The 18972-nt window shown below is 69.9% G+C and carries 17 protein-coding genes and 1 pseudogene; 8 read left to right on the top strand and 10 right to left on the bottom strand.

The genetic code is table 11. The features are described 5' to 3' along the window. Nucleotides 1-17 precede the first annotated feature (17 nt). The gene (locus C8250_RS05035) at nt 18-329 is read right to left on the bottom strand and encodes a hypothetical protein (RefSeq protein ID WP_138351394.1); all 312 of its coding nucleotides are present in this window, start codon (nt 327-329) and stop codon (nt 18-20) included. Here C8250_RS05035 and C8250_RS05040 point away from each other — a divergent pair. Continuing rightward, nucleotides 316-648: a hypothetical protein gene (locus tag C8250_RS05040; protein WP_232485407.1), complete on the top strand. Its 333-nt coding sequence runs from the start codon at nt 316-318 to the stop codon at nt 646-648. The two genes, C8250_RS05035 and C8250_RS05040, sit on opposite strands and share 14 nt — an antisense overlap. A 405-nt stretch (nt 649-1053) precedes the next feature. On the opposite strand, the gene C8250_RS05045 is transcribed toward C8250_RS05040, so the two are convergent. After that, nucleotides 1054-1593: a 2'-5' RNA ligase family protein gene (locus C8250_RS05045; protein WP_138351393.1), complete on the bottom strand. Its 540-nt coding sequence runs from the start codon at nt 1591-1593 to the stop codon at nt 1054-1056. A gap of 218 nt (nt 1594-1811) precedes the next feature. Here C8250_RS05045 and C8250_RS05050 point away from each other — a divergent pair, with 218 nt between their 5' ends. Then, nucleotides 1812-2876, top strand: a complete 1065-nt coding sequence (locus C8250_RS05050) for a glycoside hydrolase family 19 protein (protein WP_244809787.1) — start codon at nt 1812-1814, stop codon at nt 2874-2876. 97 nt (nt 2877-2973) lie between these two features. Here the strand turns inward: C8250_RS05050 and C8250_RS05055 are convergent, their stop codons facing one another. The 3 genes from C8250_RS05055 to C8250_RS05065 form a co-directional block, all read right to left on the bottom strand. Continuing rightward, on the bottom strand, nt 2974-5475 hold the full coding sequence (locus C8250_RS05055) for an NlpC/P60 family protein (RefSeq protein ID WP_187144732.1): 2502 nt from the start codon (nt 5473-5475) through the stop codon (nt 2974-2976). Between the two features lie 156 nt (nt 5476-5631). After that, nucleotides 5632-6669, bottom strand: a complete 1038-nt coding sequence (locus C8250_RS05060; protein ID WP_138351390.1) for a winged helix-turn-helix domain-containing protein — start codon at nt 6667-6669, stop codon at nt 5632-5634. Between the two features lie 169 nt (nt 6670-6838). Further along, on the bottom strand, nt 6839-7624 hold the full coding sequence (locus C8250_RS05065) for a serine protease (RefSeq protein WP_138351389.1): 786 nt from the start codon (nt 7622-7624) through the stop codon (nt 6839-6841). Between the two features lie 140 nt (nt 7625-7764). Here C8250_RS05065 and C8250_RS05070 point away from each other — a divergent pair, with 140 nt between their 5' ends. Beyond that, nucleotides 7765-9210, top strand: coding sequence for an AlkA N-terminal domain-containing protein (locus C8250_RS05070; RefSeq protein ID WP_138351388.1), 1446 nt, complete (start codon nt 7765-7767; stop codon nt 9208-9210). A 9-nt stretch (nt 9211-9219) separates the two neighbouring features. Here the strand turns inward: C8250_RS05070 and C8250_RS05075 are convergent, their stop codons facing one another. Beyond that, nucleotides 9220-10047, bottom strand: a complete 828-nt coding sequence (locus C8250_RS05075; RefSeq protein ID WP_138351387.1) for an isocitrate lyase/phosphoenolpyruvate mutase family protein — start codon at nt 10045-10047, stop codon at nt 9220-9222. A gap of 130 nt (nt 10048-10177) precedes the next feature. Continuing rightward, the gene (locus C8250_RS05080; RefSeq protein WP_138351386.1) at nt 10178-10735 is read right to left on the bottom strand and encodes a MepB family protein; all 558 of its coding nucleotides are present in this window, start codon (nt 10733-10735) and stop codon (nt 10178-10180) included. Nucleotides 10736-10918: 183 nt separating this feature from the next. Here C8250_RS05080 and C8250_RS43350 point away from each other — a divergent pair. The 4 genes and pseudogenes from C8250_RS43350 to C8250_RS05095 form a co-directional block, all read left to right on the top strand. Continuing rightward, nucleotides 10919-11302: pseudogene (locus C8250_RS43350) on the top strand (MBL fold metallo-hydrolase); the annotation flags it as partial. 127 nt (nt 11303-11429) lie between these two features. Beyond that, nucleotides 11430-11699: a hypothetical protein gene (locus C8250_RS05085; RefSeq protein WP_187144733.1), complete on the top strand. Its 270-nt coding sequence runs from the start codon at nt 11430-11432 to the stop codon at nt 11697-11699. A gap of 189 nt (nt 11700-11888) precedes the next feature. Next, nucleotides 11889-12860, top strand: coding sequence for an aldo/keto reductase (locus C8250_RS05090; protein ID WP_138351385.1), 972 nt, complete (start codon nt 11889-11891; stop codon nt 12858-12860). A 535-nt stretch (nt 12861-13395) separates the two neighbouring features. Continuing rightward, entirely contained in the window at nt 13396-13548 is a 153-nt protein-coding gene (locus tag C8250_RS05095; protein ID WP_164292695.1) for a hypothetical protein, read from the top strand. A 185-nt stretch (nt 13549-13733) separates the two neighbouring features. Here C8250_RS05095 and C8250_RS05100 read toward each other — a convergent pair whose 3' ends face one another. From C8250_RS05100 to C8250_RS05115, 3 genes are all read right to left on the bottom strand, one after another. After that, the gene (locus C8250_RS05100) at nt 13734-14465 is read right to left on the bottom strand and encodes a lasso peptide biosynthesis B2 protein (protein ID WP_187144734.1); all 732 of its coding nucleotides are present in this window, start codon (nt 14463-14465) and stop codon (nt 13734-13736) included. Nucleotides 14466-14478: 13 nt separating this feature from the next. Further along, nucleotides 14479-16362 (bottom strand): albusnodin/ikarugamycin family macrolactam cyclase, encoded by a 1884-nt coding sequence (locus C8250_RS05105; RefSeq protein WP_138351383.1) that lies wholly within the window; start codon nt 16360-16362, stop codon nt 14479-14481. A 546-nt stretch (nt 16363-16908) separates the two neighbouring features. Next, nucleotides 16909-18099: an ROK family transcriptional regulator gene (locus tag C8250_RS05115; protein ID WP_198359529.1), complete on the bottom strand. Its 1191-nt coding sequence runs from the start codon at nt 18097-18099 to the stop codon at nt 16909-16911. 376 nt (nt 18100-18475) lie between these two features. On the opposite strand from C8250_RS05115, the gene C8250_RS05120 reads away from it, so the two are divergent. Continuing rightward, on the top strand, nt 18476-18952 hold the full coding sequence (locus C8250_RS05120; protein ID WP_138351381.1) for a hypothetical protein: 477 nt from the start codon (nt 18476-18478) through the stop codon (nt 18950-18952). Nucleotides 18953-18972 lie beyond the last annotated feature (20 nt).

Consider the following 18972-nt stretch of genomic DNA (forward strand, 5'->3'; position numbering starts at 1 on the left):
GGCCCGACCGCCCCGGCTCAGCCGGACGCTCGGGCGAGCAGGCCCGTGAGCAGCACCTCGAGCAGTTGGCGGAGGGTGTCGGTGAAGTCCAGCCGCATCGCCGCCGGCTCGGGATCGGTCTCGTAGACGGCGAGCATCGCGGCTGACGGCTGCGAGTGGGTCCACGTCGCGCCGGTCACCATGACGGTGGCACCGGCGAACCGTACGGCGTCGTGCTCTGCGAGCTCGGGCACCCGCTCCCGCACCATCCGGGCCAGCTCACCCACGTTGGTGATCGCGCTGCGCTTGTACTCCGCGGTGACCTTCGGAGAGACGTTGCGTTCGAGCACGCCGGCCTGCGCGCGCACCAACCTCCAGACGGCGGGCGCGACCCTGGGCCGCGACAAGCCGAAGCGCTCGCTGCTCAACAGCCTCGCCATCCTGCCGTCGCAGGGCGTCGAACAGGGCGCCGAGCCGCTGCTGTACGCCGCCACCAGCCCGGACGCCACTCCCGCCGCCTACTACGGACCGGGCGGACGATTCGGACTGGTCGGCCCCACCACCACCGCACGCACCACCCGCCGGGCCCTCGACACCACGGCCAACGCCCGGCTGTGGGCGGAAGCCGAACGCCTCACCGGCGTCACCCTGCCCGCCCTCGCCGCATGACGACCGCGACCCGGTGACTACCGTGCGGGCGGGCCGCGACCCGGCCGGTTCGTCACCGCGGCCCGGTCTGCGATCGCTGGGTCTCCTCCCCGGCCACGGCTCCACGATCACGCCCCCGCCGCCATTCGGCACCCGCACGCTCCGCGGCCGACGACGGGCGGACCGCGGGCACCGGTGGTATCCAGTCCACCGTGGATGAACAACGTGATGTGAACGGCCCGTCCCAGATGTCCCGGCAGCCGCGGCTGCTGTCGACCTCATGCGGCAACTGCTCGTGCTGCGGAGAGGGCGCCTGCGTCAGAGGCCCGGACAACGGCTGCCCGGTGAATCTGGAGAGTGTGACGTCCTGCCCCTGTCTGACGGAGTGACCCGTTCGGCCCAGCGGCCGGATCCCGGTCAGGATGGTCAGCCGCGCAGCGGGAACGTCTCCGCGTCGTGCCAGTGGGCGCCGTCCCAGACGACCAGCTGCACCGCGGTGACGCGGGTCGTGAAGGGAAGCCCGGCCGTCAGATCGGCCTCGATCGTGTCGAACACGCCCGGATCCGGGCTGTAGGCGACGGTCAGATGCGGTGCCGCGTCGGCGTACCGGCCTCCGTACGGTTGCGCCTCCGGCCAGCGGTCGGCGACGCCACGGGTGAGCGCCCGGAGGGGGCCGTCCGGCTCGGGGACGAGATGGAGCATCGCGGGGAAGCGTCCGCAGCGACGGAAGGCCAACTCGAACGGGGCGTGAGCGCCCAGTGACTCCCCCAGGGCCTCGGCGACGGAACCATCGATCCGCGGGTGGTCCAGGAACGGGTAGAGCACCGACACGTGCGCCGGGACCCCGGTCCCCGCGGCGGGGTCGAACCGCCGCCGCCACTCCCCCACCAGAGGTTCCGCCTCCGGAACCTTGATGACCAACGCCGTACGGCCCGCCGGATGCCGCGCACTGCCTTCTGACGCCATTGCTCCGGTCACGGTCCCGTCGATCGTTCTGCGGTCACTGCCCAGGAGGCTACCGCAGCCGCCGCCAACCACTCCCCGGCAGCGGCTCGTTGGAGAACCGCTCCGACCTCGCGCACTATTGGTCCAGACCTTGACAGGTCCAGACCAATCGGGTTGAGTGCAGGGCTATCCCCACTCGATCCCCCACTAGGAGTGGCCCCGTGTCAAGAAAACGGATCATGGCGTTCCTCACCGCTCTGATCGTCGCGGTCGGACTGGCGGTCCTCGTACCGCTGGCGTCCACCGCTTCCGCCGCGCAGTGTACGACCGCGTGGAACTCCTCCACGGTGTACACCGGCGGACTGTCCGCGTCCTACAACGGTCACAACTGGTCCGCGAAGTGGTGGACCCAGAACGAGACACCCGGCAACGCGGCGGTCTGGGCCGACCAGGGAGCCTGCGGCAGCTCGGGTGGCTCCGGCGGCACCACCGGCGGCACCGGATCGTGCGACTACCCCGCGTGGGTCGCGGGCCGGGCCTACGTCACCGGTGACGTCGTCAAGTACACCGACGGCAACGCGTACCGCGCCGAGCACGACAATCCCGGCTACGACCCGGTCATCAGCACCTGGTACTGGGAGCCGTACACCTGCGGCGGATCGCCGACCACACCGCCCAGCCAGGGCGGCTTCCCGGTCAGCGAGTCCCAGTTCAACCAGATGTTCCCGAGCCGCAACTCGTTCTACTCCTACAGCGGCCTGACCGCGGCCCTCAGCGCCTACCCCGGCTTCGCCAACACCGGGAGCGACACCGTCAAGCGGCAGGAAGCCGCCGCGTTCCTGGCCAACGTCAACCACGAGACCGGCGGACTCGTCTACATCGTCGAGCAGAACACCGCCAACTACCCCCACTACTGCGACGCGAGCCAGTCCTACGGCTGCCCCGCCGGCCAGGCCGCGTACTACGGCCGCGGTCCGATCCAGCTGAGCTGGAACTTCAACTACAAGGCCGCGGGCGACGCACTCGGCATCGATCTGCTCCACAACCCCAACCTCGTCCAGAACGACTCGTCCGTCGCCTGGAAGACCGGCCTGTGGTACTGGAACACCCAGAGCGGCCCCGGCACCATGACCCCGCACAACGCCATGGTGAACGGCGCCGGCTTCGGCGAGACCATCCGTAGCATCAACGGAAGCATCGAATGCAACGGCGGCAACCCCGCCCAGGTGCAGAGCCGGATCGACGCCTACCAGCGCTTCGTCCAGATCCTCGGTGTCCCGGCAGGCAACAACCTGAGCTGCTGAGTCCCGTTCCTCCGGACGGAACGGCTCACGGACCCGGCAACCTGACTGCCGGGTCCGTGAGCCGTTCGTCCGTTGTGAGGTGTTCGGTCCTCCGTTGTCAGCAGGTGGGCAGGGAGTCGTCCCAGGCCGGTCCCTTGATGTAGATGTTGCTGATCCAGCCCTGCTGGTCCGCCAGCCGGCTCCAGCCGTCGTTGGTGTAGCCGTCGGCGGTGACGCTCTCGCTGTGCTTCTGGCACACCACGGTCACCTGGGTCGGCCCCGCCAGCGTGGCGACCACCCCGGACCCGGAGGCGGCGTCCTGGTGGACGCGCACATTGGCGCCCCAGGTCGTCCGGGTGTTTCCGTGGGTCTCGCCACCCGGACTGCCCGGATCACCGTCGCAGGCCGGTACGCCGTCGAGCCAGGCGGCACCCTTGACATAGATGTTGGAGATCCACGCCTGGCGGTCGGCGAGATGGCTCCAGCCGTCGTTGGTGATGCCCTCGGCCGTCACCGACTGGCCGTGCACCTGGCAGTCGATCGTCACCGCCGTCGGGCCGGGAAGCAGGTCCGCCCGCGCACTCGTGGCCGTCGGAGCGGTGTGCAGGTAGACATTGGTCCCCCACGTCATGTGATCACCGCCCACGGCCCCGCCGCTGCCGCCCCCGCAGGTGGGGACGTCGACCAGCCATGCGGCGCCCTTGACGAAGATGTTCGACACCCATCCGTTGTAGTTGGGCAGGAAGCTCCACGCGTCGTTGGTGATGCCCGACGCCGTCACCGACTCGGCGTGCTTCTGGCAGGAGATGCCGATGTCCGTCGGACCGGCCAGCGTGGTCACCAGCCGGCCGGAGGCCGACGGGATCGCCCGGATGTTGACATGGGTGCCCCAGGTGGAATGGGCACCGCCGCCCGGCGACGAACCGTCGCAGGCCGGGATGTTGGGGAGCCAGGCCGGTCCGCGGACATAGATGTTGGAGACCCAGCTGCCGCCGATGTCGGGCAGATGCGACCAGACGTCGTTGGTGTAACCCTCGGCCGTGACCGACTGGGCGTGCTTCTGGCAGTCGATACGGATCGCCGTCGGACCGCTGAGCGTGGTGTACACCGGGCCCGACGTCGACGGTGTGGTGTGCGTGCGGACGTCCGTGCCCCAGGTGGAGTTGGGACCGCCGACGCCTCCGCCGCCCCCGCTGCCGGAGCCCGACGGCCGGACCGCGCCCATGTAGTCGTGGTGGTTGGACATGGGTGACACCCGGATCTTCTCGTTGGACTGCGGGGCCTCGGCGATCAGCCCGGTGCCCAGATAGATCGCGGTGTGATGGATGTTCGCGGAGGTGCCGAAGTAGACGATGTCCCCGGCCCGCAACACACTCTCACCCATGGGAGGACCGAACCGCACCGACCACGGCGCACGGTACGCCGAGTCCGCCGTACGGTCACCGATGATGTCGTACCCGGCGGCCTTGTAGTAGGCGAAGCGGACGTATCCCGAGCAGTCGAAGCCCTTGCGGTACGGGTCGTTGGCACTGCGGACGGGGTCGGACTGGTCGACCGAGCCGAATGTCGCCTGCGGCGGAGAGACGCTGTGCCCGCCGCCCCAGGTGTACCAGGTGTCCTGCGCGATGACGGAGCAGGCGGCCGCGATGGCGGCGGCGCCCATCGGGTCGGTGTCGGTGTGCGGTGCGCACGGGGTGTTGGGGTTGGGGTCCGATCCGCCCGATGCGGCGAAGCTGACCGCGGTGGACACCGCCTTGGCCGCCATACGGTTCGCCGTCGCGCCGTGGTCTCCGGCGCCGTACTGGGTGTGCGCGGGAAGGCTGTACGCGAACTGCTGCGCCAGGTCGTCCGTGCTGGGCGGACCCGGGCGGTTGCAGACGTGGTCGTCGGTGCGGCACACGTCGAAGTACCGGCCGTCGCCGATGAATCCGGCGAAGGCTCCCGGAACATTCAGCCGCCCCAGCAGCCCGCCGTCGGCGACGGCGGCCGTGCCGGTGCTGAAGTCAGGGTTGATGGTGAGCATCGCACCGGCCTGGGCCATGCCGATCTGGCCGTTGTTGCGGCTGGGGTCGGCGACCGTGAGCACGGCGCCTATGGTGTCCGCGTGGGACTGCACGACGGGCAGCTGCAGCGCCGACTTCACGACGTGCGCGCCCATCGAATAGCCCAGCAGGATCAGATGGGGATGGTTGGCGCACCCCGCGTAGAAGTTGACCTCGCTGGCCAGCCGGTCACGGCCGATGCCCAGCCCCGTCCAGTAGTCCGGCAGGCCGCCGGGCCACGGGCGGGAGATCAGTGACGCCGGGTACTTGAGGTTACGGACCTTGATCGCCTGGTCCTGGACGCCCTTGTCGTGCAGGGACTGGACGATCCCCGCGATGAACCAGCTGTTGACTCCGCTGGAACCCCACTCCATCCCCGCGCCCTGGTGCGTGGTGTCCTCCTCGGTGCCGTACGCCGAGATCACCACCCAACTGGGCCCGCAGACCGGGTCCCCCGGATCAGGATTCGGATAGTCGGCACGGGCGTCCGGGGCCGCGCCGAGCGTCGTGGTCGCCACCATCGCCAGCAGGACGGAGAGGAGCAGAAGCCACCGTGGCAGCCTCGGCCTGGTAGTCACATTCACTGTATGAGAGACCTTTCCTGCGCTGCCGTTTCTGCACTGCCGCGGCATCGGCCGAAGGGACGCGGGGAACATCACCGCGAAGACCGTTGCCGGTGCACCATCACCTTGCCGGTGCGGGGACAGCATGCGGCGGGGCGGGCGGACGGGCAATCATTTCGAGCACAGGCTAAACGGGCCCTGCGGGAGCGGACTGTCGACCAGGCCCGGCGTTCCCCCGCCCAACAGCCGGAGGCCCAGCGGGGTCGCCGTGTGCAGAACGTACTTGCCGTCACGGCGGCTGGCCACGAGCCCGCCGTCCCGCAGTACCCCGATCTGGTAGCTGACGCTGGGCAGGGTGACGCCGACGGCTTCGGCCACCTCGGAGGTGGTCCGGGCGTTCCGGTTGGCCACCTCGGCCAGTACCGCTGCCCGGGTCCTGCCCAGCAGGCGCACCAGTCCCTGTTCCGTCGCGCCCTCTCCGTCGAGCGGCACCTTCGCCACCGGATAGACGAGCACCGGCGTCAGGCCCGGGTCCGCGAGAGCCGTCGGCCGGCCCCAGCAGAAGTACGAGGGCACCAGCAGCAGCCCACGCCCCGCCAGGTGCAGGTCGCGGTCGACCGGGTAATCCACTTCCAGCGTCGGGGAGTTCCATCGCGCCAGCGGGCGCAGTCCTTCCAGCAGCGCCTGGGTGCCGCCTCCCAGCAGAGTGCTCGCCCGCCGGCCGATATCGTTGTCAACGGCGGTCCGGATACGCGGCCAGAAGGGCTGCAACAGCGCCCGGTGGTAGGTGGCGAGCGCTTTGGTGAGCGGGACGAGCCCGTCGGCTCCCGGCCGGCCCATCGTGGTGGCCCAGACCGGGACCGGACGGGACTCGGCAAGCCGCGTCAATTCGCGGTTCAGTTGTCCTCGGGGAGTGCCGCGCACCTGGTCCAGGCCGGCGAACAGTTCGCCGCCGGTATTGCTCGGTGTGAGAAAGTCCGGAATGTAGCCCGAAGCGGGGATCAATAACCGCAGCAGATGCAGCGCCCCCTTCACGACGGGATCTCTGCGCAGCCGTTCATATGCCGTGCCGCGCCAATGGCCGAAATCAAGCGGTCCCTGTCTGGTCTGCAGACGACAGATACTGCACACCAGTTCCCACAGCGGGTCGGGATGCTGGGCAATTCGAATGTTCTGCAGGTCGTGGGGGGTGAAGTGAACGCGGAGCATGCAGCCTCTTTCGCTCGCAGGCCCAATGCGGGTCGCGGCCGTACCGGTTCGGCGCGGCCATGGGTAAAGACCCGCACCAGCTCTCCAAGGTTGCCCCCTGCCCCGACTTCGCGCGGGGACAGGAGGCGGAACGCGGCAGACCTCGCCCGCAATTCCTCTTTATCGTTGCTCAAGGAGACCGTGTGAGGAGTCCGAGACCGGCGGCCACCGAACTCACCCGGGAGAACGTGGAGTAGGCGGTATCCGGGGTGCAGTATTTGTTGCCGCTGCTCACGATACCGATAACGCGGCCACCGGCGATCAGTGGTCCACCGGAGTCCCCGGCGCAGACGCTCTCCGGCACGGCACTTCGGGGAAGCCCGCAGATCTTCACGGCCGAGGTGGAGGACCACGGGCCGCAGTCACTCATCGGCGCCAGCTTGAGCGTCGCCTCCTTCAGCCGGCGACCCGCGGCGGCCGCATCGCTGTTCGCCACGGCGGTCTCCGTTCCTGTCCGCCCCCAGCCCAGGACCGTGGCCGGGCGCCCGTAGCCGTAAAGGGCGGAATCCGCGGGCCGGGCCACCGGAACGGTCCTGTACGGCAGCGCCCTGTCGAGCGTGACGACCGCGGCGTCGTAATCACCCGCGAAACCCTGGTAGTCCGGGTGGACCTTCACCTTCACCGCGTGCCGGACCTGCCCCTTCGTGGTGCCCAGGTCGGTACGCCCGCCGATGAAGCGCAGGCCGGTCACGTCCATGGCGTCGAAGCAGTGTGCCGCGCTGAGCACCTTGGCGGGAGCGATCAGTGCCCCGGTGCAGAGCTCCTGGTGGTCCGGAGTCTCGATCGCGATCAGATAGGGGTACGTGTCGGTCGTGGCGGGCTTGCCGCCGAGCACCGCCGAGGCCGAACCCGACAGGGTGACGACGAGTCCCGCCGCGGCCATGCCGGCCACCGCGAGACGCACTAAAGCCTTCATCGAATCTCCTGGAAGTGTCTCCGGCTACTGGATCACTGAGACGAGACCGCGAGACGCCTGGTTGCACCCCGGCCGGACAGCGGCGTCATCATGTCCGGATCCGGCTGGCCCGTGCCCCTTGCGGATGCGAGCCTGAGCAGGTGACTACGTATTCCGCTGTACGGACCACGGGGATCTACTGCCGGCCGGGTTGCGGGGCCAAGCCGCACGCCGAGAACGTCCGCACCTTCGAACTGGCGGGAGCCGCGGAGGCGGCCGGCTACCGGGCCTGTCTGCGCTGCCGCCCCTATCGTGTCGCCGGCACCGTCGCCGACGACACTCCCGAACTCGTCTGCCGGGCCGTCCAGCTCATCATCGGCGGCACGTTGGACGAGGCCAACGAGGCGGCGCTGGGCGCCCGGCTCGGCGTGTCCGCGCGCCATCTGCGGCGGATGTTCCACGACCACCTCGGGGTGACACCGGACCAGTTCGCCCGCTCACGGCGTGCGCACTTCGCCCGGCGGCTGCTCGACGACTCCGACCTGTCGATCGCCGAGGTCGCCTTCGCTTCGGGGTTCGGCAGCCTGCGCCAGTTCAACCGGGCGATCCGGGAGGTGTTCCGCTCCGCGCCGAGCGATCTGCGGGACCGGCGGCGGCGCGGAGACCGGCTCACCGCCGACGGCGGACTCGTCCTGCGCATGCCGTTCACCGCTCCTTACGACTGGGACGCCACCCTCGATTTCCTCGCCGAACGAGCGGTCCCCGGTGTCGAGTCGATCGAGTCGGGCCGGTACCGGCGGACCATCGCGCTCGACGGGGCGCCCGGGATGCTCGAGATCGGGCCAGGAGGCTCCGATCACCTCCGACTGCGAGCGCACCTGCCCTACTGGGAGGGCGTCATCCATGTCGTGGAACGGGCGGCCCGGCTCGTGGGTATCGACGCCGACCCGGTCCTCCCGTCGGCGCAGCTCATCGCCGACACCGCACTCGGTCCACTGATCACCTCCCGCCCGGGGGTACGTGTCCCGGGAGCGTGGGGACCGTTCGAGGTCGCCGTGCACGCGGTGCTCCGCCAGGAGTTGCCTGCGCAGCGGGCCCGCGCCGCGCTCGGCGCGCTGGCCCGCGCCTACGGGCCGCCCGTCGACGGACTCGGACACGGGCTCACCCACGCCTTCCCGTCGGCTGGGACCCTCGCGGACGTGCCCCCGGACGCGTACGGACTGCCGGACGGAGCCGGCGGGACCGTCAGTGCCCTGGCACGGGCGGTGGTCTCCGGGTCCGTCCACCTCGACGGCGGCGAACCACTGGCGGAACTCGTGGCATCGCTGGTCACGGTCCCGGGCCTCGGCGCCGCCGCCGCGCACCATGTCGCCCTGCGCCTCGGCGCACGCGACGCGTTCCCGGCGGGAGACCCGGACGTACGGCGAGCGGTGCAACAGCTCGCATCCTCACTCGAAGTATCCGATTCACCCGGCTCACCCGACTCGTCCGCTGATCTCGATGCCGTCTCCGCGCCCTGGCGTCCGTGGCGGGCGCTGGCGACGGTCCACCTTCTCGTCGGGGACCGCCACCAGGCACCACGCACCGCCCCGTCCGACAGCCGCTGAAGCGGACCGTCAGCGCAGCAGGTCGTTGAGCTCCCCGTAACCCATCGCCGCTTCGAGCGAGACGTAGGTGCCGGAACCGAGCAACTCCCTCGCCGCGTCCGCCGCCAGACCGTAGGCGGCCTGGGCGACGGCCGAACCCACACTGATGCGTGCGACACCGAGCGCCGCGAGTTCCGCGACGGTCGGCGCCCCCGGGTGCGCCATCACATTGATCGGCAGCGGCCCGTCGACGAGTGCGCGTATCGCCTCGGGATCGATGAGGCCGGGAACGAAGAGCAGGTCCGCTCCGGCCGCGGCGTACCGCTCGGCGCGGGCCAGGGTGGCTGCGAGCCGTTCGCTCGGCGCACCGACTCCGGCGAGGTAGGTGTCCGTCCGGGCGTTGATGCACAGATCGACGTCCGCGGCCCGCGCGCTGTCCCGGGCGGCGGCGAGCCGATCGGCCTGTGCGGCCGGGTCGAGGAGCGGCTCGCCCCGTACACCGGGGCTGTCCTCGATGTTGACGCCCACGGCACCCGTGGCGAGGACCGCGGTGATGGTCGACGCCACCTCCTGCGGGGTCGCGCCGTATCCCGCCTCGATGTCGGCGGTCACCGGAACGGAGACCGCGGCGACGATGCGCCGCAGGGCGTCGAGAGCGGCGGCGCGGCTCATGCCGCCCCCGTCCGGCACTCCCACCGCCCACGACACCCCCGCGCTCGTGGTGGCGATCGCGGTGGCACCGGCCGCCTCGATCGCCACCGCCGAGCCCGGGTCCCACGCGTTGGGCAACACCAGCGGGGGTTGAGCGTGCAGGGCGCGCAGGACACGCGCCTGTTCCTTCTGATCGAGCGCCTTCACGGGGCCCTCCTGGTTCCACGGGTTCGGGCGGGCCGAACGACCCTCTACCAGGTAAGACTCTCCCGGTCCGCCATCACCGGTCTGGCCATATCCGGTCACGCGCCCGCCGTGCTCAGGGGCGCGCCCGGCGCTACGGGTGGTACAGCGCGCGAGCCCGCCCGGCGTCGGCCGGACCGTCCTCAGGGATCCGCAGGAAGTACCGCAACTGCCAGGCCTGGCTAGCGCGGGCCTGGCGGTTGACCGCGGTGGCCCAGGGCGGGTAGACGCGGAAAGCCCGTTTCCCGCCCACGCCGTTCCTGGAGACGACGTCCCGTTCGCCGAGCACTTCCCTCGGAAACACGAACTGCCCGAAGTGCTGATCCTCGCGGGAACTGACCACGAGGAGGTCGGCCGCGTCCGTGGAGTCGAACGGCTGGATGGGCCCCTCCGGGGACCGCTTCCACACGGTGACGAACTGCCCGATCTTCGTCGGGGTTGTCCTGGCCACCCGGAACCGCACGGAGGCGCCGTCCAGCGTGAACTCGTGCGCACCGTAGTCGGCACTCTCCGGCTCGGGTACCGGCCGGGAGCAGACGAACCCGTTGACGTCGTACACCCATGTCTTCGCCGCGAGCAGATCGCTGTGGAGCGGCCCGGCGGACGAGGTCCACGGCTCGGGACCGGTGCTCGTCCCAGGGCCGGTGCTCATCCCTGATCTCCGGTTTCGGCGTCGCCGGCGGTGGGCCCGCCGGCCTGCGGTTCCAGGGTGCGCATGAACATCTCCATCGTGAGGTCGGGTGCGTCTCCGAACCTAGCCGAGGGCACTGTCAACGGGTCGGAGCGGCCGCCGGGGTCCCGGGGAAGCGGCCGGCGCACGACGGCTCGCCGCCCCCGTCGGCTGGCCACCGCCGCCTTCGCCCGTCACACCCGGTCGATCCGCCACCCGTCCCGCACCCTGGACCCGGCGGCCGACCCCTTCCCCCTGCGGCTGACCGACGACGTCCATCTGTGCGGGCACAGCTCCTCGCACACCGCGGGAGCCGACGCGTATCTCCTGCAACGCCCGTCCGGGCAACTGATGATGGTCGACACCCCGCGCTGGAACAGCGGGCCGGCCGCGCGGTACGAGGCGCGGGGCCCCGTCACCGATGTGCTGCTGACCCACCGCGACCACGCGGCACACGGCCGGCGGTACGCCGACCGGTTCGGCGGCCGGCTGTGGATCCATGAGGGCGACCTCGACGCCTCCCCGGACGCCGATCACGTCATCCGGGGCAGGGTCGGGGTGTCGGGGGTCACCGTCCGCGTATACCCAAAATTTAGCGACTTGTCAGTGCCGCCTGGCAGGATCAGTGTGCTCGGTCCACGAGCGCTACGGGGGATGTACGGGGGATGGGGACAGCATGACGGAATTCCTATGGCCACGGGGGGCGGACGCGGAGGACACCGCCGCGTTCGAGGCCTGGCTCGACGCGCGGGGTTGGGAGATCGACCCGACCATGTTCATGGCCGGAGTCGGCGGTCCTGCGGTCCAGGTGCGCCGGATCGGCGAGACGTGGCAGGACGGGGACGACGGGCTGCTGATCCTGCCGGGCGAGTCCGTGACGTTCGACGCCTGGCGGATGAGCGTCATACGGACGACCGGTATGGGCATGCTCTGCCGCAGCTCGTAGGCCGTGTCTTCAACGTCCCGGATCGCCCGGCCGTCGCGGGGGACGCGCGGCCGGGCGGATCCGGTGTGCCGGTGGGCGGTCGGGGATGTGCGGTCGGTGGCGGTCGGGTTGAGGGCTTGACCTCAAGCGCGCTCCAAGTGACAGGGTTCGCGACGTTCCCCCACTTCCTCGCACCCCTGCGGAGCACTCATGCGTTTTCGTACTCTGGGCCGCCGTCCCGACGCCACTCCCGGCCCCGGTGTCAGCACCCTGTGCCTGGGCGCCATGCCCTTCGGAACCCATGTCGACGAGGCCACGGCCTTCGCGATCCTGGACCGTTTCGTGGAGCGCGGCGGCACCTTCGTCGACACAGCCAACTGCTACTCGTTCTGGGAGGACGGCGGGCGCGGCGGTGAGAGCGAAGAGCTGGTCGGCCGGTGGATGACCGCGCGCGGCAACCGGGACCGGATCGTGCTCGCCACCAAGGTCGGCGCCCAACCGACAGGTCCCGGCGACTGGCCGGGCAACGCCGAGGGGCTCTCGGCGAAGGCCATCCGTGGTGGCGTCGAAGGCAGTCTGCGCCGACTGGGCACCGACCGCGTCGACGTGCTCTACGGCCACATCGAGGACCGCGCGACGCCACTGGCCGAGACCGTCGGAGCATTCGGTGAACTGGTCGCCGAGGGGACCGTCGGCATCCTGGGCGTCAGCAACCAGGTCACCTGGCGCATCGAACGCGCCCGGACCCTCGCACGCGAACACGGCCTGGCCGGATACTCCTGCATCCAGCAGCAGTACACCTATCTGCGCCCCAAGCCCGGCGCGGCCTTCGGAACGAAGGAGCACGTCACCCCCGAACTGCTCGACTACGTCCGCGCCGAACCCGACCTGACGCTCCTCGCGTACACCCCGCTGCTCTCCGGCGCCTACACCGACCCCGCCAAGTCCGTGCCCGAGCAGTTCGACCACCCCGGCGCCGCCGCCCAGCTCACCGCGGTGCGCGAGGTCGCCGCGGAAACCGGGGCCACGGCCGGGCAGGTCGTCCTCGCCTGGCTGCTCGGCGGCGAGCTGCCGATCATCCCCATCATCGGCGCCAGTTCCACCGCCCAGCTCGACGAATCCCTCGACGCACCGGACCTCGACCTCACCCCGTCCCAGCGCGACCGTCTCGACCAGGCCTGAGATCACGTCACACCATGGCACCACTGCGGCAGTTGGGGTTGCCGGGACCCTTGCACCGCTTTCCTCGTCGAGATTTTGCCGAATCCATACCGGGCGGCTTTTCTCGCGAGCGAGAGCCCGACCCGGGTGCGGCCCTGGTCGGTGCAGCGGTCGAATTTTTGCCGGGCCGCCGTCCGCGTCTCCCGCCGGTCTTCAATTCTCGCCGTACGACGGGCAGTTCCATGGCCCGCGGACGCGAACCCTCGTTCTCGGGGATCCCGCCACCAGAGCTCACCGGGTGACGAACCCACGCCCCCGGCGGCGGGTGACACCGCGCCCCCGGGCTTCGAATTGAGGGCGGACACGCCTTGACGATCCATGCGTCCCTGCATTTCGAATACCGGTCATTCATAAAGGGTTCGACACAGCCGGACGACGTCTCCCTCCAGGCTTCACATCAGGCCGTATAAACGCCTGTTGCCCCATCGCGTAACCCTGCCACAGACTGAAGGAGTCAACCGGAAGGCCTGAAACACCCCTGGGAGGAGGCAGTCCAATGGAGCTCAACATCCGAGTAATCGCCCAGTGCGTATCACCCGTGCGCTGGGTCCACGTCCGGGCGGCGATCACCATCATCGTGATCGTTGTCCTGGTTCTCTTCGGGCACGGCGAGACGTCGATGTTTGACGCCCTCGCTCGCCGTCCCTGAAGTATCCGCAGTACAGCAGCATCCGCAGTCCTTTGGAGGGGCTCGGTCGCCCACCGGCGGCCGGCCCTTTCGTCATGTCCTGGGCCCGCTCGGCCGGCTGTGCCCGCCGACCGCCCGGGCGACACCTTTTCCCGCCATTGCCATCCAGCTAAAGGACGGCAGGCACAAAGAAACGTTCGTGCCGGTCAAATGGAAAGGACGCGCCGGAAAAGAGCGCTCTCAGAATCGGAGGGGTGCGTGACGGGAAGTTCATCGACCTCGGCCCAGGCATGGAACCGATAGGGATCGTCGACCGTCCCGATACACCAATCGAGCCGCCGGCCCAGCAGCGCCATCGCCACGACGGCGCTCAGGGAGAGTTCGAGGCAGGCGGCCCGTCCGGGGAATCGGCGTGCCACGGCCTCGACCGCGATCACCGCCCACAGCGCCTGCTCCTCGGTGGCGGCCGCCCGGCACCATCGCTGCCGTGCCCCGACCAACGCGACGGTCAGCCGGAACGGGAGTCGTAGCAGCAGCAGCGCGATGGCGAACGCCAGTTGGGGAAGCCCCCGATGGGACGGTCGCCGCGGTGCGGTGCGTGCGACCGGGAACTTCTCGGCCCGCTCCCCCGGACCCGGCCACTCGCCCGGACCCGGTCGCTCGCCCGGCTCCCCGGACACCACCAGCCCACGCGCGGCCAGCCCGGCGGCCAGCTCCTCCGCGTCCGACCGGACCTGGGTGCGCCGCTCCCGTGGGTAGCGGTGTGCCATGGCGTCGACGGCGGAATCGAAGTCGCCGGTGCGCTGCCACTCCTGCCAGAGCGTGTGCGCGGTGGAGTTCAGCGCGTACCACTGCCCCGAGTGCGCGTTCAGCAGAACGCTGCCGCCGTGCGGGGAGACGCTGTCATGGATGTGCGCGGGAATGTACAGGTCCGGCATGGGTGCCATCTCCTCAGGAAGGTGGGTCGGTCCGCAGGGGGCGTCGGTCCAGACCCCGTAGCCACAGTTCGGCACTCAGCAGCCGGTTCAGCGCGGGCAGCGGCGCCCGGATCCCCATCAACACCCGGTCGAGCGAGCCGATCACGGCCCCCTGGTCGATGATCCCGAGGTCCGCCAGCCGCGAGCCGGTGAGCAGCGATCTGATCTCCTTCGCGTGCAGCCGCGCGCCCTGGTAGTCCTCGGCCGTGTAGTTCCCCTTGCCGCGCCTCGTCAGCACGGGCTCCGGCACCAGACCGGCCAGCGCGGCTCCGAGCAGTGGCTTGACAGCGCGGGGGTCGGCCCGGTGGTACGACGGCAGTCCCGTGCACGCCCTGACCACGTCGTTGTCGAGGAACGGGGCGTGCGGCCACACCTCGAACTCACGCGCCGTGTCCGACAGTTGCTGTTGGACGGTGGCCGCGATACGGAGTTCGGTGAGAGCCGTCCGGTCGCCCACTCCGACGCCCGGTGTCACCGTCTCGGTCCGTGCGCGGCTTCTGGCCAGCTCGGCCAGCTCGCCCCGCATGGCCCCGGTCAGCCAGCCGGCCTCGGATCCCGGGTCCGGCCACCAGGCGATGGTGTCCAGCCACTGCGGGATTCCCTCCGCCGGCCGTTCCAGTCGGTCGGCCAGCCGTTGCAGCGCTCCGGCCGGAGAGGTTCGTGACAGGCGCAGCGCGCGGGCGGCCACCGCCGTGGGCGCTTCGCGGCGGGCTTTCGCCACATCGCGGCAGTGCCGCCCGAAGGTGCGCGGTCCGCCCTGGCGTGCGAGGTCCGCCAGATAGCCGGCGGCCGGTACGAGGAGGGCGTCGCCGCCCTCGCCACCGAGGTGGATCGCGCTGCCTCCTGCGGCGATGCCCGCGAGCCGGACCCGGAGCCGGGCGCTGTTCACCGCGGCCGCCTCGGGCTGGCCGGCCGGGCGCACCTGATCCAGCCCGTGGTAGGTGAGGGTCTGCCGGGAGCCGGGAAGAACGGTCAGCTCCAGCCGCCCGTCGAGCCGGGCGAACCGCTCGGCATGCTCGAGATCGCCGGCGGGGGCGTCCGGGTGGTGATAGACGAAGACGGGGAGCGGAGTACGCGTCCGGTGTGCGGCGAGGAAGGCGAGGGAGGTGGAGTCCAGACCGCCGCTGAAATCCGCGGTCAGCCGCTCCCCCAGATCCACGCGTGCGCCGACCGCGGCCGTCAGTGCCGCCCTCAGCGCTTCGGCGCCGTCCGCGAGCGACACGTGGCGGTCAGGGATCAGCGGATCGTAGGTCCATGTCTCCGGATGTCCCGCGGCGTCGATCCGCAGCGCCTGGCCGCCACCGAGCCGGTGTACACCGTCGAGGACGGAGCGCTCCCCGAACAGGGGGTCGGCGGTGGGGCACAGGATCTGGGCCGCCAGGGTGGCGCGGTCGGGCCGTGCGGGGATTCCCGCCGCCGCTGCCGCGATGGCGGGTCGGGAGCCGAAGGCCACCCGCCCGGGTACGGGGCAGTAGTACAGGGGGAATTGGCCGGCCAGATCGGTGAACGCGAGGAGTCCGTCGTCCCGCGCCATGATGACGAGGTAGCTGCCGGGCCACCGGATGAGGGCTTCCCACCGGTCGCTCTCCACCGCCTGGACGAGTCCCGCCGTGAGCTGTCGGTCGTCGGCGAAACACTGCCCCAACGTGACGAGGCCGGCCCCCTTGTAGGTCACCCCTCGTAACTCGCCCGATCGCCACCGGCCCCAGGACCACAGGGAGGACAGCCCCGGCCAGACCCTGCTCATCCCGTGCGCCGGGAAGTCCGCGTCCACGGATTGCGGGACGGCGGCGGGTACGGGAAATGTGCCGGCCACGTACGGCGCACACTGTGCGGGCAAACGGGTCAGCAGGGTCATCGCGCGTCCCGGGTCGGAATGTGCTGCGATTTCACCGGGCCCTACCAATAATACTGTGAGTTGGCGTCCGCATTGCCGCTGGAGGAACTCCCCAGGGTCAGTTCCCGTACATGGCCAAGATCGGCGAGGAGCGGGGCCTCGTAGACTGCGGGCCCGCTGTCCTCGGCTGACCTCGGAGAACCCGGTCCGCACTGGACACAGAGGTCATCGGAACACTCGTTCCGCGAAAGGAAAGACATCATGTCTCCACAATGGGTCGGCAGTCATCAGTTCGCCGCGTAGCCCCGGACCGTTGGACGTCGGGGAACACCGTACGGCAAGATGAAACTCTACCTGGACTGATGCATCATCAGTTGCCTGATTCCGCCAACGCTGCACGCGGCTTGTCGCACATCCAGTCGAGGAGTGCCACGTCAGGAACGGCACGGCCTTCGGTTCCGAATAGCGCGGGAAACGGTACGGATCGCGAGTCGATGACATGGGCTCAATTAATTGAACCGGCCGGCCGACGGATTTCCCGTTCCGACTTCAAATCGATCCCGCCTGTCAGCTCTTCTCGATCTCCTCGTCCGAGAGGATCGAGCTGAGCCCGAGGACCAGCGCGCCCAGCGCCTCGGCCCGCTGCTTCAGGTTGCTGAGCCGCAGCTCGAAGTCGGTCGACGGGTCCACGGCGCCCGACAGCGCGAACCGCTCCAGGGCCTCCCTGCAGGGCTTCAGGACCAGATCCTTGGCCGCGGCGAGCTGGCCGCCGAGCACGATGACGTCGGGGTTGAAGAGATTGCAGAGTTGCGCGAGCGCCCTGCCGAGCAGCCGCCCCGCGTCCTGCAGGGCACGCACGCACACGGCGTCGTTGGCATGTGCCTTGGCGATGAGCGCCGCGAGGGAGCCGGGCAGGTCCGCCGAGTTCCCCAACTGCGACTTCCTGACCTGGTCGATGAGGTACTCGGCGCCGATGATGGTCTCCAGGCAACCGCGGCCGCCGCACTGACAGATCACCCCGTGCGGATCCATGGTCAGATGGCCGAGCTCGCCGGCGATACCGCTGCGGCCCCGCAGCAGGTTGCCGCCGACGATGAGACCGGAGCCGATCCCGGTCGACGCCTTCACGTAGACGACGGTCTCCAGGTGGTCGCTCCCGCCGTAGGTCTGCTCCGCGAGAGCGCCGAGGTTGGCGTCGTTGTCCATCACCACACGGACCCCGAGCGCCCTGGCCAGCTCTATCGCCGGGTCGCCCCCCTCACCACTCCAGGGAGGCAGCACCGGGGCGGCGAACGTCCCGCTCCGGGGATCGATCATCCGGGGCACGGCGATGCCCACGGAGATGATGTCGTCCGACGTGCGGCCCGTCTCCGCCACCGCTTCCTCGATCATCCCCTTGACGAGCGGAATCACGTGCGCGAGGCCGCGGTTGGCCCCGTCGGTGCTCTGCTGCACCTTGACCCGGTCGTACTGCTCGTCGACCCGCCGGGCGATCACGGTGACGTGGTTGAAGCCCAGGTCGACCCCGACGGCGACATTGACCGCGCCCTGCAGGCAGACCCGGACTCCGCGGCCCCCCTTGCCCTGGGCGGCCGAGTTGCGCTCCATCCGGACGATGCCGTCCTTCTCCAGGTCGCGCACGGCGGTGGAGACCGTGGCCTGGGACAGGATCGTGCGACGCGCAATACCGGCCTGCGTATCCGGTTTGATCATGATGGCGAGGATGATCCGCTTGCGGTTGCTGTCGCGGTGACTCACGGCGGGACGGAGGTGCGCACGTAAGTCAAGCATGGAGTCCCCCGACGACCAGCAGTGATGATTACAACGAAGTTGAAGGCAATAATAATGTCAGGTGTATCTTCAATTCAATTGATTCACCACATCGAATCCAAGTGTTCCAAAATATCGAACATGTACACCCGGAAGTCGATCAGCCTCTTCCGATCTTGGCCGTAAACCGATCCCTCCGACGAGTGTTCCGGCGGTCCTCCAGCGGAACTTGAGGGGTGGCCCGGCGCCTCCCGAGACGGATTCCAGCACCGCGCGAGTCACCGGTGACAGACCTGGACGGCCCGCCTCGCGCGGTAATCCCGCGAGTCCCCCGGCCCCACACCCAACGATCTCCGTGCTCGACATGAATGCCCTTCAGCGGGGCGATGTACTGCTCCAGGCCGCCGTCGCCGAAGCCGCTCCCGGCGAGAGTGCCATGGCCCGCGGCAGGGTCGACCTGCTGCTCGAACTCGACGACGACACCCTGTTCACCCTGACCAAGGTCGCGGTGACCTTCCTCATGCGGATCCATCGGGCGGAGGGCCAGGAACGGACCGCGCTCCCGGACGACGGGACCGGCCCGAACGACTCCGCCCGGAGTTACACCATCGGGCTGCTCAACGCCTGGTCCGCCCGCGAGGGCAAGTCCGTCAAGTCGCTCTTCGCCACCGCGGCCGCGGATCCGCAACGCCGGGAGGAGATCCGCCGCGATCCGTTCGACTTCGCGATCGAGCGGGCACTGGAACTGGCCACCAAGCACGTCGGCCCGCACACGCTCGTACGGCAGTTGTGCAAGTCCATCGCGCGGGAAGACCGCTCGATGGCCCAGGACTGGCCCTGAGCCGACCGCGGGGCCGCGCA

The sequence above is a fragment of the Streptomyces sp. So13.3 genome, from assembly GCF_005860785.2.
In the GTDB taxonomy this organism is placed as follows: domain Bacteria; phylum Actinomycetota; class Actinomycetes; order Streptomycetales; family Streptomycetaceae; genus Actinacidiphila; species Actinacidiphila fildesensis.

Bases quoted from the DNA above. Each gene is read 5' to 3' on its own strand.
- C8250_RS05045 (WP_138351393.1), bottom strand. From the start codon at position 1,593: ATGGCGTCAGAAGGCAGTGCGCGGCATCCGGCGGGCCGTACGGCGTTG.
- C8250_RS05050 (WP_244809787.1), top strand. From the start codon at position 1,812: ATGGCGTTCCTCACCGCTCTGATCGTCGCGGTCGGACTGGCGGTCCTC.
- C8250_RS05060 (WP_138351390.1), bottom strand. From the start codon at position 6,669: ATGCTCCGCGTTCACTTCACCCCCCACGACCTGCAGAACATTCGAATT.
- C8250_RS05065 (WP_138351389.1), bottom strand. From the start codon at position 7,624: ATGAAGGCTTTAGTGCGTCTCGCGGTGGCCGGCATGGCCGCGGCGGGA.
- C8250_RS05080 (WP_138351386.1), bottom strand. From the start codon at position 10,735: ATGAGCACCGGCCCTGGGACGAGCACCGGTCCCGAGCCGTGGACCTCG.
- C8250_RS05085 (WP_187144733.1), top strand. From the start codon at position 11,430: ATGACGGAATTCCTATGGCCACGGGGGGCGGACGCGGAGGACACCGCC.
- C8250_RS05090 (WP_138351385.1), top strand. From the start codon at position 11,889: ATGCGTTTTCGTACTCTGGGCCGCCGTCCCGACGCCACTCCCGGCCCC.
- C8250_RS05095 (WP_164292695.1), top strand. From the start codon at position 13,396: ATGGAGCTCAACATCCGAGTAATCGCCCAGTGCGTATCACCCGTGCGC.
- C8250_RS05100 (WP_187144734.1), bottom strand. From the start codon at position 14,465: ATGCCGGACCTGTACATTCCCGCGCACATCCATGACAGCGTCTCCCCG.
- C8250_RS05105 (WP_138351383.1), bottom strand. From the start codon at position 16,362: ATGACCCTGCTGACCCGTTTGCCCGCACAGTGTGCGCCGTACGTGGCC.
- C8250_RS05120 (WP_138351381.1), top strand. From the start codon at position 18,476: ATGAATGCCCTTCAGCGGGGCGATGTACTGCTCCAGGCCGCCGTCGCC.